9 protein-coding genes and 1 pseudogene are annotated in these 14468 nt (G+C 39.1%); 9 read left to right on the forward strand and 1 reads right to left on the reverse strand.

Annotated features, from left to right (window positions below; all coding sequences use genetic code 11):
• Positions 1 to 127 precede the first annotated feature (127 nt).
• The 4 genes from purD (at position 128) to B9T24_RS00740 (ending at position 4745) form a co-directional block, all read left to right on the forward strand.
• On the forward strand, positions 128 to 1411 hold the full coding sequence (gene purD, locus B9T24_RS00725) for a phosphoribosylamine--glycine ligase (protein ID WP_086164054.1): 1284 nt from the start codon (positions 128 to 130) through the stop codon (positions 1409 to 1411).
• A 673-nt stretch (positions 1412 to 2084) separates the two neighbouring features.
• Positions 2085 to 2954 carry a MetQ/NlpA family ABC transporter substrate-binding protein gene (locus tag B9T24_RS00730; protein ID WP_086164055.1) on the forward strand — a complete coding sequence of 290 codons (870 nt, stop codon included), beginning with the start codon at positions 2085 to 2087 and terminating at the stop codon, positions 2952 to 2954.
• Positions 2955 to 3027: 73 nt separating this feature from the next.
• The gene (locus tag B9T24_RS00735; protein ID WP_086164056.1) at positions 3028 to 4053 is read left to right on the forward strand and encodes a methionine ABC transporter ATP-binding protein; all 1026 of its coding nucleotides are present in this window, start codon (positions 3028 to 3030) and stop codon (positions 4051 to 4053) included.
• Positions 4050 to 4745, forward strand: a complete 696-nt coding sequence (locus B9T24_RS00740; RefSeq protein WP_086164057.1) for a methionine ABC transporter permease — start codon at positions 4050 to 4052, stop codon at positions 4743 to 4745. The genes B9T24_RS00735 and B9T24_RS00740 overlap by 4 nt, the downstream gene beginning before the upstream one ends.
• 97 nt (positions 4746 to 4842) lie before the next feature.
• On the opposite strand, the pseudogene B9T24_RS00745 reads toward B9T24_RS00740, so the two are convergent.
• Positions 4843 to 5612 (reverse strand): annotated as a pseudogene (locus tag B9T24_RS00745) (DUF4184 family protein).
• A gap of 243 nt (positions 5613 to 5855) precedes the next feature.
• On the opposite strand from B9T24_RS00745, the gene dnaE reads away from it, so the two are divergent.
• From dnaE to B9T24_RS00775, 5 genes are all read left to right on the forward strand, one after another.
• Entirely contained in the window at positions 5856 to 9419 is a 3564-nt protein-coding gene (gene dnaE, locus B9T24_RS00755; RefSeq protein ID WP_086164060.1) for a DNA polymerase III subunit alpha, read from the forward strand.
• A gap of 33 nt (positions 9420 to 9452) precedes the next feature.
• Positions 9453 to 10310 (forward strand): RNA methyltransferase, encoded by an 858-nt coding sequence (locus B9T24_RS00760; RefSeq protein WP_086164061.1) that lies wholly within the window; start codon positions 9453 to 9455, stop codon positions 10308 to 10310.
• Positions 10303 to 11109, forward strand: coding sequence for a serine O-acetyltransferase (gene cysE / locus B9T24_RS00765; RefSeq protein WP_074944546.1), 807 nt, complete (start codon positions 10303 to 10305; stop codon positions 11107 to 11109). Before B9T24_RS00760 ends, cysE begins: the two co-directional genes overlap by 8 nt.
• Before the next feature lie 110 nt (positions 11110 to 11219).
• On the forward strand, positions 11220 to 12134 hold the full coding sequence (locus tag B9T24_RS00770) for an ABUW_2363 family tetratricopeptide repeat lipoprotein (RefSeq protein ID WP_086164062.1): 915 nt from the start codon (positions 11220 to 11222) through the stop codon (positions 12132 to 12134).
• A gap of 124 nt (positions 12135 to 12258) precedes the next feature.
• Complete coding sequence (locus B9T24_RS00775) at positions 12259 to 14268, forward strand: esterase/lipase family protein (RefSeq protein WP_086164560.1); 2010 nt, start codon at positions 12259 to 12261, stop codon at positions 14266 to 14268.
• The last annotated feature ends 200 nt before the right edge of the window (positions 14269 to 14468 follow it).

A 14468-nucleotide genomic window follows, 5' to 3' on the forward strand; every position in this document is an offset into this window, starting at 1 on the left:
TAATTTTTAAATCCTCCCTAGCCCTCCTTTAATAAAGGAGGGTTTTCTATATCATAGTAGAACGAAGGGAGTCCCCCTTTTCCAAAGGGGGATTTAGGGGGATTCTATTTCTAAAGGATTTTTGAAAATGAATATTTTAGTTTTGGGTAGTGGCGGTCGTGAACATGCACTTGCATGGAAAATCGCACAAGATGACAAAGTCGCAAAAGTATTTGTAGCACCGGGTAACGCAGGTTCTGCAACTGAAAATAAATGCGAAAATGTCAATATCGATATTTTAGACAATGCGGCAATTATTGATTTCGCAAAAAATAATGCTGTAGACCTTGTGATTGTTGGCCCAGAAGCACCACTGGTTAATGGTGTGGTTGATGCAGGTCGCGCAGCGGGTCTTAAAATTTGGGGCCCAACACAGTTTGCAGCCCAACTTGAAGGCTCTAAAGCATTTGCCAAACACTTCTTAAAACGCCACAACATTCCTACCGCTTTCTACGATGTATTCACGGAAGTTGATGCTGCTAAAGCCTATGTTGAACAAAATGGCGCACCAATTGTGATCAAGGCCGATGGTCTTGCTGCGGGTAAAGGCGTGATTGTTGCGATGACCAATCAAGAAGCTTTTGATGCCATTGATGACATGCTTGCAGGCAACAAATTTGGCGATGCAGGTTCTCGTGTTGTGGTTGAACAATTCCTTGCTGGTGAAGAAGCGTCTTTCATTTGTATGATTGATGGCAACAACATTTTACCAATGGCAACCTCACAAGATCATAAACGTATTTTTGAAGGTGACCAAGGTCCAAACACTGGCGGTATGGGTGCTTACTCTCCTGCGCCTGTTGTGACTGCTGAAGTCTTCGAAAAAGTCATGAAAGAAGTCATGCGCCCAACGGTTGATGGTATGGCGGCTGATGGTCATGTTTATACAGGTTTCTTGTATGCAGGCTTAATGATTGATGAACAAGGTCAACCGCGTGTGATCGAATTTAACTGTCGTTTTGGTGATCCTGAAACTCAACCGATCATGATGCGCTTAAAATCTTCTTTGGTTGATTTGGTTGAAGCTGGCATTGCAGGTAATTTACCTGCGGAAGCACAGTGGGATGAGCGCAAAACTGTTGGTATCGTACTTGCGTCTAAAGGCTACCCAGAAACATCGAGCAATGATGATGTGATTTCTGGTTTAGACACCGAAATGACCGATGCTAAAGTTTTCCACGCAGGTACGGCTGTAAATGCAAATGGCGAGATCGTGACTGCGGGTGGTCGTGTGCTTTGCGTAACAGCATTGGGCAATACGATTGGTGAAGCACAAGCAAAAGCATTAGAACTTTGTGAAAAAGTGACTTTTGATGGCGTTCAATATCGTAAAGATATTGGTTACCGTGCCATTGCGCGTGAAAATGCTTAAAGCTTAGTTTTTCAAAAGATCTGAAAAAGTCCGCTTTATGCGGGCTTTTTTTATTTTTCTAATCAAGATGAGATAACCCTCATTTTCCCGACTAAAATGAATCGTTACTCAAAATATCTCACCCTGCAAGATGGTTATTTTGAGCACATAATAATCAATAAATTTTAAACATAAGTTGCCATTTTATAAAGTATTATTCTTATTATCTATTTTTTAGATTTAGACTGAAAAAAAAATTATAAAGAAGTGTTAAAAACAATATCTTACAAATTATTAATATAATTTAAAATAATATATTGTTTTTACTATTAAATTTTCAAATATCTCGCTTTTGTTATGCGATAAAAGAGATAATTATTGAGTTTTTATTCACTATATTGCATATAGATTTATTGTTATGATGAGCCAAATTTTGATTCAGTTAAAATGCCATCTCGTGAATGAATACAATGATTTAAAATATCTTATTATTGTTTTAATTTGATGTTCACCAGATTGCTAATTGAATAGCATAATTTGTTAATTTTATCATGCTATGCATAGATCAGAGAACGTTTGGATAGAATGACTGTAATCACATCTTCGTTTTATACTGATCTCGATTTTGACTTAATCTCTTCAATGAATAATTCGTAAATTTAAAGCCAAAATTAAATTTACTGAGGATGGATACATGAAAAAGCTCCTTGGACTTGTTTTAGGTTTAACCGTTGGTCTAGCTGGTTGCTCTAAGCCAGAAACACCTGCGACTGACACAGCAAAAACAGATACAGCAAAAGAACAAACCGTTGTTATGGCATCAACTGGTTCTGATGCTGACATTTGGCGTTATATTGCAACTCTGCCTGAAACAAAAGCAGCAGGGATTAAACTTGAAGTGAAAAATTTCACCGACTATGTGGCCATGAATACTGCTGTTGCAAATAAAGAAGTGGATATTAATGCATTCCAATCTTATGCATATCTAGTTGCCTTCAACGAGTCAAATAAAGATAAAATTGCACCTGTTTCAACAACATATTTAGAGCCTATGGGAATCTATTCAAGCAAAGTTAAAAAAGTTGAAGACTTTGCCAATGGTGCAACTATTGCGATCCCTAACGACGGTGCAAATGAATCACGTGCATTATTGCTTTTACAATCTGCTGGCTTAATCAAATTAAAAAATGGCTTTGATATTGTTAAAGGTACACCTTCAGACATTACTGAAAATACGAAAAAAATCGTGATCAAACCTATTCAAATGGCAACTGCTGTACGTGCTAAAGATGAAGTTGATGCGATTGTACTGGGTAATACTTTGGCAATGGAAGGTGGTTTAAACGTACTAAAAGACTCTATTTACTATGAGCCTACTGACCAAAGCACAAAAATGAATGTCAATGTTCTTGCCGTTGCTGAATCACGTAAAGATGACCCTATTTTGAAAAAAGTGGGTGAGCTATATCACGTTCCAGCTGTAGGTACATATGTTCAAGAACACTTCGGTGGAACTAAAGTCGATGTAAATAAACCTGTAAGCTATCTTACAGAATCAAAATAGTCTTATAATGACTTAAACGAAACAGGCAAAGTTAATTTGCCTGTTTTTTCATTTTTGTATAGCTTTTGACGATATGATTGAATTTAAAAACATTTCAAAACACTATGAGCTGAAAGGTCAAACCATACGCGCACTGGACCAAATTAATTTGGAAATTCCAGCAGGCAGTATTTTTGGCATTATTGGCTATAGTGGTGCAGGAAAAAGTACCTTAATCCGCTTGATTAATTTGCTTGAGCGTCCAAATAACGGACAAGTTATTATTAATCAAACAGATTTTACGGCACTGGATTCACGTACATTACGTCAAGAACGTGCAAATATCGGCATGATTTTTCAGCATTTTAATTTACTGCAAACCAAAACGGTTGCAGACAATATTGAAATGCCTTTGAAACTGCTGGGCGTAAATAAAGTCGAACGTGAAAAACGTCTCAATGAATTACTTGAATTTATTGATTTAACACATAAAAAAGATGCTTTCCCTGATGAACTTTCAGGTGGTCAAAAGCAACGTGTCGGTATCGCACGAGCTTTAGCCAATCACCCTAAAATTTTACTGTGTGATGAAGCAACGTCTGCACTTGATCCGCAAACCACAAAATCTGTTCTTGCTTTGCTTAAAAAGATTAATAAAGAGCAAGGCATTACCATTGTCATGGTCACACATGAAATGGATGTCATTGAATCTGTTTGTGATTATGTTGCAGTCATGGAACAAGGTAAAGTCATTGAAACGGGTTCTACTTTAGAAATTTTTAGTCAGCCTCAACATCCAACGACTAAAAACTTTATTCAAACCGTGTTACAGCAACAATTACCCATTAATATTTTAAATAACCTAGAAAACCAAAATCATAAAAGTATTTATAGCCTGCAATTTTTGGGTACATCCGCGCAAGAAACTGTCGTACAAACTGCAATTAAGCAATTTGATGTGAGTTTGAACATTTTATTTGCCAATATGACTGAAATTAATGGTTCAGTAATTGGTCAAATGTTTATACAACTTTTGGGCGACCCCGAAATCATTCGTCAAACTATCGACTTCTTCGAACAAAATGGCGTCAAAGTGGAACAGTCAGGAGTTAGACTATGAGAGAACTCATCGTACAATGGCTCACCACACTGACAGCACCATTTTGGAAAAGCTCTTTAAGCATTGACCAATTTGTTACAGCAATGCAAGAAACGATTCAAATGGTCGTTTTCGCTATGTTGTTCGGTACAATTTGGGGCTTTATTCAAGCGATCACATTATTGGTCACTCGTCCGAATGGTATTCTGCCAAATCGAGCGATTTATCAAATTTTAAATCCGATTGTAAATGCGCTACGCTCACTGCCCTTTATTATTCTACTAATTGCTGTTTTCCCACTCACCAAAGCGTTAGTCGGGACAACCATTGGCACTTGGGCAGCCATTGTGCCACTGACCATTTATGTCGGCCCTTACATTGGTCGTCTTGTAGAAACATCATTGCTTGAAGTGAATGAAGGAATTATTGAGTCTGCCCAAGCGATGGGGGCATCTCCTTGGCAGATTATTTTCAAATTCATTATTCCTGAATCTCGTAGTTCATTAATTTTGAGCCTCACAACAGCAACCATTAGTCTTATTGGTGCAACAGCGATGGCGGGTGCTGTCGGTGCAGGCGGTATTGGTGACTTAGCGATTTCGTATGGCTATCAACGCTTTGATCAAAGTGTCGTCTACCTCACCGTTATTGTCCTCTTAGTGCTTGTTCAAATTGTTCAAACCTTAGGTAATTGGTTAGCTAAGCTCAGATAAATCAGCATTTAAGAAATCCTTTAAAACCCTCAAATTTGAGGGTTTTTTTATTACATAAATTTAATGGGCTACAGTTATTTTCTGGAAATTAAATGGCTCATTTAGTATTTATGATCTTTCTATTTTTCATTATCTTATAAAACAAAGATACAATTAAAATACTCCAAAACGAACACGCTATTGCAGCGACCAATACATGAACTAAAGAAAATTTTAAATCACTATTCAATATTGACCATAAGCTAAACAAACACCCTAACAATACCAATATCGCTCCCCAATACAGCCATTGGATTTTTCTTTCACTGTTGGTTTGATTTTCTTGAGAACTTGTATAAGGCCGAAATTTAAAAAAATAAATAAAAATGATTATCAATCCCAAACTAGAACTTAAATGCTGAAAAATTTTATACAGCGGTATATCAAAGTCTGCAATTGAAATAGTATCTTGTAAAACAACCAATTTTTGCACAAAAAAACCTATTTGATGCGTAAAAGAATCCCATATTACATGTGTAAATATCCCGAAGAAAATCGAAATAATGACCATCAAATAGTGATTTTTAAAATATCCAAACCAATCAAGATTTTGAAAAATAACAAACCTTTTTTTCAAGAACCAAGGTGAATTTTCAATCATTTCATCACGAATCACTTGATGAAAAACCAAAGCAATTAAAATTGAAACAGGCAGATCAAAAAGAAAAATTCCAGTAATATGATGTCCAAACTCCCCTGCATTCTCATTCTTAAGAAGTATTCGAAATCTGGCGCCATGCACCCAAGAGCAAGACCAGTTAGCGATAATTTATTTAGCCAAGGTTTAAAAAGAAATACTGCCGCTGTATGTGAAAATGTAAAAGGCATTGTTTTAAATTTCTGTTTTTCTTATAAAGAATAATATTATGAATTAAAACTACCACAAAAACCTGAGTAAATCCCAAATAAACATAAAGCCTCGGGTCCTAAAGACCTCAACCTCACCAAGTGCTTCTAATCTAGGTAACTAAACTTCAATAATAAATAAAACTTCGCCAAATCACTTGAATATCCCTCAGATTAACTACGGGCCATGCTAAAATAGCCGACGGTTTTTGCAGGGACTCATTTATGCACTTTGTTCATCTTGGTATACATACAGAATTTTCAATTACGGAATCTATCGTACGTATACCTGATCTTATTAAAGCTGCAGTGAATGATGAAATGCCAGCTTTGGCATTAACAGATCTATCGAACTTACATGCCGCAGTTAAATTTTATACAAAATGCTTAGATAAGGGCATTAAACCTATTTTGGGCAGTAACATTCGCCTAAATGATGCAGAACATAAAGTCACTCTGCTTTCAATGACCAACAAAGGTTGGCGCAGTCTCACTGAAATTGTTTCGCGTGGCTTTATTGAAGGTCAGCAACTTGATATCCCTTGTGTACAAAAAGAGTGGGTTTTAGAACAAAACCAAGACATTATCGTGCTGTTAGGTATGCATAGTGATGTGGGTAAAATGCTGAATTCATCCAATCCACAAAAAGCCGACGCACTACTAGAGGAATGGATTGAAAAATTTGGTAACCGTGTCTATTTAGCCTTAACCCGCACTGACCGCCCTGATGAAGAAAATTTCATTGCTGGGGCAATCAAGCTGGCTCAAAAATATAATATTGGTGTCGTTGCGCATAACGATGTGCATTTTATTGCACAAACAGATTTTGAAGCACATGAAGCCCGTGTTTGTATTGCCGATGGTTATGTTTTAGGCGATAGTCGTCGTCCTCGTTATTATAGCTCTGAGCAATATTTCAAAACTGCCGAGGAAATGACGGAACTCTTTTCAGACATTCCCTCTGCAATTGAAAATACCTACCACATTGCTAAACGCTGTAATGTCAGCTTGCGCTTAGGTTTCAATGACCTTCCAGATTACCCAGTCCCTGAAGGTCATACCATTGATACTTTCTTTGAGCATGTGTCTCAAGAAGGTTTAGAAGAACGCTTAAATTTCCTTTATCCGGTTGAAAAACGCGATGAAGATTGGGCTGACATTCGTAAAGTTTATGATGAACGCCTAGCCTATGAAATTGGCACCATCTTAAACATGGGATTCCCCGGTTACTTCCTGATCGTGATGGACTTCATTCAATGGTCTAAAAATAATGGCGTTCCTGTAGGCCCCGGACGTGGTTCAGGTGCAGGCTCATTGGTGGCCTATAGTTTAAAAATTACCGATCTTGATCCACTCCGTTACGATTTGCTATTCGAACGTTTCTTGAATCCAGAACGTGTCTCGATGCCCGACTTTGACATCGACTTCTGTATCGCAGGTCGTGACCGCGTGATTGATTATGTTGCGCGTCATTATGGTCGTGAAGCTGTTTCACAAATTGCGACGTTTGGTACGATGGCCGCCAAAGGTGCGATCCGAGATGTAGCACGGGTTTTAGGTAAATCCTATGGTTTGGCGGACCGTATCTCGAAAATGATCCCGACCAAACCCTTAGGTGTCGACCTTCGTGGTGCCATCGATATCGAGCCGCAGCTTAAAGACATTGTGACCAACCCATCCAACCCAGACAATGATGATGCAGCCGAAATCTGGGAAATGGCGCTTAAACTTGAAGGCATTACCCGTAATACCGGTAAACATGCAGGCGGTGTGGTGATTGCACCGGGTAAAATTACCGACTATTCAGCCGTCATGTGCGATGCAGATGGCACCAACCGTGTCGCACAATTCGATAAAGATGATGTTGAATCGGCAGGTCTGGTTAAATTCGACTTCTTGGGTCTACGTAACCTGACCGTAATTGAAGATGCCATTCAAAATATTAATAAACGCATTGGCCCTGAAAAATCAGTCGATATTACGTATATTCCGTTAGACGACCCAAAAGCCTATTCAATCTTTGCGGATGCCAACACCACGGCGATCTTCCAGTTTGAATCCGTCGGCATGAAAAAAATGCTGAAAGAGGCTCGTCCAAGTAAGTTTGAAGAAATTATTGCCTTTGTATCCTTGTACCGCCCGGGTCCAATGGATCTTATTCCTGACTTTATTCACCGTATGCATGGTGGTGAGTTTGAGTATCTGCATCCTTTATTGGAAGGGGTTCTAGAACCAACTTACGGGATTATGGTTTACCAAGAACAGGTGATGCAAGCCGCGCAATATTGTGCAGGCTATACACTGGGTGGCGCAGACATGTTACGTCGTGCCATGGGTAAAAAGAAACCTGAGGAAATGGTCAAACAGCGTCAAATCTTTATTGAAGGTGCGGCGCAAAAAGACATTGATGAAGCCACCGCCAACCATATTTTCGACTATATGGAAAAATTCGCCGGCTATGGTTTTAACAAATCACATGCTGCAGCCTATGCCCTCGTCGCTTACCAAACGGCTTGGCTAAAAGCTTATTATCCATCTGAATTTATGGCGGCAGTACTGACTTCAGAAATGCAAAATACCGACAGTATTGTATTTTTGATTGATGACTGTCGAATCAATGACTTAGAAGTGTTTCCTCCTTCAATTAACATGTCTTTTTATCAGTTCCATGCCAGTGATGAAAAAACCATTGTCTATGGTTTAGGTGCCATTAAAGGTGTGGGCGAAGCCGCTATGCAATCGGTGATTGATTCACGCTTGCAAGATGGCCCTTACAAAGATCTATTCGACTTCTGTCATCGTATTGATTTGAAAAAAATCAATAAACGAACTTTAGAGGCACTCATTCGCTCAGGGGCTTTAGATTGCTTGGGCATTGATCGTGCCAGCATCATGGCGCAATTGCCTGAAGCGGTGCAAGCAGCTGATCAAGCACGCTCAAATCGTGAAACGGGCATCATGGATTTATTTGGTGAAGTTGAAGAAGTTCAACGCAAACCTGCCAAACCTGTTAAAGCATGGTCAGATGAAGTTCGTCTCAAAGGTGAAAAAGATACCCTTGGCTTATATTTAACGGGACATCCGATTGATGTTTATCGTCCAGAGTTAAAATCATTTATTCCTGTGCGTATTAATGAGTTAACACCAACACGTCGTGGAGTGACCACCGTTTTTGCCGGCTTGGTGGTGGACGTTGCCAATTTCCCAAATCGGATGATGGTCACCTTAGATGATGGTACAGCACGAATTGAAGTGTCTGCCAACCATGAACGCTTCCAACGCTTTAAAGATATTATCCAAGCTGACCGTGTGGTGGTGATTGAAGGTGAAATCTATGAGCGTGAAGGTTATGATCGCCCAATGGGACGCCTAACCAAAGCCTTTAGTCTCAATGAAATTCGTCAAAAACGTGCCAATAGCATTCAAATTAAATTGGCTGCGGAACATCTGACCAAATCACTCAGTTCAGATTTACAAAAGATTCTGCTGCCATTTTGCAATGTCGATATGTGTAATCATATTCCAATGCAATTACAAATTGATTATCCGTATGCGACTGCCGAAGTTCATTTGGGATTAAATTGGAAAGTTGCACCACAGGATGAATTGCTGGCTAAATTACGCGATTATTTTGGTAAAGATGTCATCCACATCGAATATCAAGTGAAATCTAAGGCCGCAAAAGCCGTACAGTATAGTAAGCCTGCACAAATTGCACCGCCACCTGCAAATGTCAGCATGGATGACGCAATGGACATGTATCAGGCTGAAGCCAACCAATATTCTTAATTTTTAAATATTTAAATTCAAATTGGATACCTTATGAGTCAAGTTGACAATGCTGCTGTTTCAGCACATCTTTCCCATGTGCGTATTGTCATGGTGAATACTACATTACCTGCAAATATTGGCAGTGCATTAAGAGCAATGAAAACCATGGGCTTATCTAAGCTGGTGTTGGTTGCGCCTAAAACCTATCCGCACCCCGATATTAATGCTCTAGCCGCAGGTGCTGTAGATCTCATCGAACAGATTGAAATTGTAGCGACGTTAGAAGATGCCATTAAAGATTGTCACCTTATTTTTGGCACCAGTGCGCGTAGCCGTACCATTCCTTGGCCTTTGCTTGATGCACGCCCTGCTGCTGAAAAATCCATGCAAGCGGTTGTTAAAAACCAACAAGAAATTGCGATTGTATTTGGTCGTGAAGATCGCGGCTTGACCAATGAAGAATTGGCGATGGCGAATTATCACGTCACTATTCCAGTCAATACTGATTATGGCGTATTGAATGTTGCACAAGCCATTCAAGTCATTTGTTATGAAATGCGTATGGCCGCGATGGCGTTTGTAGAACAGAAGGAAAATCCTGAAGCAAGCATGCCTGTGACCGAAACAGAATCTATGCATTGGGATGAGCCTTTAGTCACGCATGAACAAATGGAACAATTTTATCCACACATTGAAAAAATGTTGGCTGAAATTGAATTTATGGATCCTAAAAATCCAAGATTATTGCCTTTACGCTTGCGTCGCCTATTTGGACGTATACAATTAGACCGTATGGAATACCATTTACTTCGTGGCATATTCACTCGTGTACAAGCGATGAATAATGGTACATGGAAAAAATCAGTAGACAAAACAACAGATTCTTCAGAGGATCAACCTAATGCTTAAACAGCTCAAAGAAGATATACAAGCTGTATTCGCGCGCGATCCCGCTGCTCGAAACACTTTGGAAGTTCTCACCACTTATCCCGGCATTCACGCGCTCATTATGCACCGTGTTGCTCATGAACTTTGGCAAAAAGAGTGTAAAGGCTCTGCTCGCCTGTTGTCTTCTTTTAGTCGTTTTGCCACAGGTATTGAAATTCATCCGGGCGCTAAAATTGGTCGTCGTTTTTTTATCGATCACGGCATGGGTGTGGTCATTGGTGAAACGGCTGAAATTGGTGATGATGTCACGCTATATCACGGTGTCACCTTAGGCGGCACCACGTGGAATAAAGGCAAACGTCATCCGACATTAGAAGATGGTGTCGTGGTCGGTGCTGGTGCAAAAATTCTGGGGCCATTTACTGTCGGTAAAAATTCGAAAGTAGGTTCTAATGCCGTCGTGACCAAAGAAGTTCCGCCAAATACTACCGCAGTCGGTAACCCTGCCCGTTTTATCACCAAAGACAAACCTAAAGATGCTGAAGAAGCACGTCGTCATGATTACGCGGAAAGTATTGGTTTTCAGGCATATGCAGCAACGCAAGATCAATCTGACCCAATTTTAGAGGGTATGCGTGTTCTACTGGACAGAATTCAACACAATGAAAAACGTATGAATACTTTATGCCAGCGCTTATCTTTGCTCGATCCGTCATTTAAAAAGCAGCAAGATGAACAGCCTTTTAGTATTGAAGAACTTAAAATTATTGAAGATGTGCGACGCGAATGTGAAGCACAAAGTACGCAATCTAAAGCCTAAAGTGGTTATGAAATATTAACAAGCACTAACTTGCATGTTGATCAGAGTTTTCTTAGACTGACAAATGTGCTTATTGATCAACTTTAAAATTAAATGAATGGATGACCCATATGACACTTAAGCCTTTGGCATGTACACTCATTGCAATGTCTTTGCTCTCTGCATGTAGCATGGCACCCACTGAAGAGAAAAAACCGAATAGCCCAATTATCTTCACTGAACCTGATTTAACTGCACCATTCTATGCACTAAATCCATTTAATTACGATGCACCACCTCCATTTGAAATTGCACTTAGAAAAGCAGCCGCACAGCCTGTGACTAAAATGGAAGTGAATCTGCAAAGTGATCCATCTAAAAAAATCACTTTAGATGTTAATAAATTGATCATTCCAACAGTGAACAACAATCAACGCACTTTAAAATATGCTGTTCTTGCTGGTGACAATGAAATTGACATCACTGAAATTGATGACTTTTTACAATTGGTTGAAGGTAAAGCGCGTCATTACCCACCTCGCTTTAGTGAACGTCAAGAACGTAAAGGTTTTGAAGCCAAACTCAAAGAATTAACCCAACAGCTAGATACCTTGGCATCTAAAGATAATGCGTCTTTCGACGTCCTGATTCGTGCATTTAAAGCCAGCGTGATGGCACGTAACCTTGATTTGGGTTCGGTCTACACCACCAAGTCTTTAACCTATGCACAGCGTATTTTAAAAATCAACAAAGACGATGCTGAAGCAAACTTTTGGTTTGGCTTTGGTTTGTCTGAAGGTGGCGGTCAACGTGAAGCGATTCCATATTTAGACAAGGCCATGAAAGCAGGCGTACAAGAAGCTTATCTGTCTGCCGCAAATAACTATATTGCGATGGAACAGAAGAAAAATGCGATTCAAACTTTGAAAAATTACAAAGCAAAATATCCGCAAGAAGCAGAAGTTGCTGACCGTTTAATCAATGAAATTGAAAAACAAGGCCGTTGGAACGTATGGCAAGTGCTTAGTTCACCTAAAGCATCTTAATTTTAAAATCATTATGAAATAGACCGTCTTGTACGGTCTATTTTTGTTTCTATGAATGGAAAATTAGAAGAATGACTGTATGATGAATAAAAACTCAAACAAATACTTAATGCAGATGACTTTTATGCCAAACTCGCTATACAAAATTTTGTTTGCCACCTTATTGAGTAGTTCTCTATTGACGGGTTGTCAAATCGTCAGTGTCAAAAATCAAGCCATTAACGTGACCATTACCAATGAGCGAGAAAGCATACTCACCCGCAACAAATTAAGTGAAGCCAGTTTAAATGTACTCTCTATGACAGGGCGTGAAGCAAAAATTTGCGCTGACAAACCAGAACAGTGCATCCAAGAAATACAACAAATCCCTCAAATTCAAGACGAACAAATCCTTTCTACAGCAAGTGAAGTTTATTTAGCTAAAGCTTTAGCATATGAAAAATCAAGTGATTGTAAAATCAGCATTTTAACCAGTACTAAATCTGAAGAAAAACAAAAATTACAACAAGCCACTTATGAAAAATGCTTAGATCAACAACTCTATATGTTAGATAAAAGCATCCGTTATAGTTATGCCTACATGTTTAAAACCAAACGTGGCCCGCAAGACCGTATTTTTGATAACAGACAAGTACAAATTCGAGATTTTTATAATTTAGCCATCGCAAAATTGGTTTCAGCTTATGCGCTACGTTACAAACCAACAGAAGTAGAACATCAAATTAAAGTTGGAAAAAGTATCTACAACATTAACTTTGATCATTATCCTCAATTAAAAGAACAAAAAATTGAACAAATGCTCTCCAGTTATAATCTTAATTTTTCTGGTTTACGTTCCATTAACCGCCGTGATGGTTTTGGTTCGGAATTTGTCGTTGTTTTACCTCAAGTTAAAAATGATATTGGCGAAGGTAAAAGTAAGTATATTATTGATCCGATCAATTTTAGTTATAAAAATGGCATCAATCCGAATATCCACCAAGCCCGTTATTTAGCTGCGACGCTCACCGTACAACCTAAGTCAGCCAGCAGTATTGAAGATATTTTAAATACTCCTGAGTTTGAATTAAAAGCCTTTGATCCTTATAAATATGACAATGTCATGATGGCGGGTAAAACCTATCCACTTGCAGCCAACTTTTCCACCCCTTATGGTTTATGGCTTGCACAAAACAATTTAGGTAAGGCCGCATATTTAACCCTGATTGATCGTGATGATCATCTCACCATGCCGCATTTATATATGCTGGAACCCTATAATCCGAATAAAAAAGTCATTGTATTGGTTCATGGTCTAGCCAGTAGCCCAGAAGCATGGATACGCCTCACCAATGACATTATGGGCGACCCTGTGCTACGTGAACATTTCCAAGTATGGCAAGTGTTCTACTCCACCAATATGCCCATTATTGAAAGCCGCTTCCAGATTTATGCCTTGCTTAACCAAACTTTTGCCCAAGTTGATCCTAAAGCTGCGGCAAAAAAAGATGCTGTTCTTGTTGGCCACAGTATGGGTGGCATTATTACCCGACTATTGGTCAGTGATGCCAACCTGACTCAAAAAGCGTTATCCATGATGAGCAATCGTCAATTGAATAAATATAAAAATATCCCGATTGTATCGCAGCGTTTAATTCTTAAAGATATTCCTAACTTTAATCGCGCAATTTTCCTTGCTTCACCACATAAAGGAACAGAATTTGCTGACCGATGGTTTACCAAAGCAGCACGTAAAGTCATTCGTTTACCCGGTGCATTCCTTTCTGCCGTAAGTGATACGTTACAGAGCCAAGATTTAGATTTTAAAGACTTATTAAATCAAATTGATCACGGGCTAATTCAAAATGGACCAAGCGATTTAAGCTATCAATCAAAATTTATGGAGCTCACCAAAGACGTTACACCACGTAAAGGTTTAGCTTTCCATTCAATTATTGGTAATGCGACCAAGAGTGATGATCTGAATCTGATTACCGATGATGTCGTACCGTATAAAAGCGCACACTTAGATGGTGCCGTTTCTGAAAAGATCATCAACGGTGGGCATTCTATTCAGGAAACACCAGAAGCCGTTTTAGAATTACGCCGTATTCTACGATTACATCTCACACAGCTAGGTTTGTATAAACCTTAGTGAACAAATTCAAGCGCTAAGCATGGCTGAATTGTCACCACATAACGGCTTAATCCGTTGTGTGGTCATGGCAATGAATCAATCAGAATAATGTTATCCCCAAGTAAAAAGCTCCGTCCTTTCAAGGACAAACGATAATTTACAGCACATTCTAAGCTGCAAAGGAACAACGCATGCTTTAAAATTTATCTAGCCCCAAA

The organism is Acinetobacter sp. ANC 4654 (assembly GCF_002135425.1).
GTDB lineage: Bacteria > Pseudomonadota > Gammaproteobacteria > Pseudomonadales > Moraxellaceae > Acinetobacter > Acinetobacter kyonggiensis.

Excerpts from the sequence above, each read along its gene's own strand:
- B9T24_RS00740 (WP_086164057.1), top strand. The coding sequence starts at position 4,050 with ATGAGAGAACTCATCGTACAATGGCTCACCACACTGACAGCACCATTT.
- B9T24_RS00770 (WP_086164062.1), top strand. The coding sequence starts at position 11,220 with ATGACACTTAAGCCTTTGGCATGTACACTCATTGCAATGTCTTTGCTC.
- cysE (WP_074944546.1), top strand. The coding sequence starts at position 10,303 with ATGCTTAAACAGCTCAAAGAAGATATACAAGCTGTATTCGCGCGCGAT.
- B9T24_RS00775 (WP_086164560.1), top strand. The coding sequence starts at position 12,259 with ATGCCAAACTCGCTATACAAAATTTTGTTTGCCACCTTATTGAGTAGT.
- purD (WP_086164054.1), top strand. The coding sequence starts at position 128 with ATGAATATTTTAGTTTTGGGTAGTGGCGGTCGTGAACATGCACTTGCA.
- B9T24_RS00735 (WP_086164056.1), top strand. The coding sequence starts at position 3,028 with ATGATTGAATTTAAAAACATTTCAAAACACTATGAGCTGAAAGGTCAA.
- B9T24_RS00730 (WP_086164055.1), top strand. The coding sequence starts at position 2,085 with ATGAAAAAGCTCCTTGGACTTGTTTTAGGTTTAACCGTTGGTCTAGCT.
- B9T24_RS00760 (WP_086164061.1), top strand. The coding sequence starts at position 9,453 with ATGAGTCAAGTTGACAATGCTGCTGTTTCAGCACATCTTTCCCATGTG.
- dnaE (WP_086164060.1), top strand. The coding sequence starts at position 5,856 with ATGCACTTTGTTCATCTTGGTATACATACAGAATTTTCAATTACGGAA.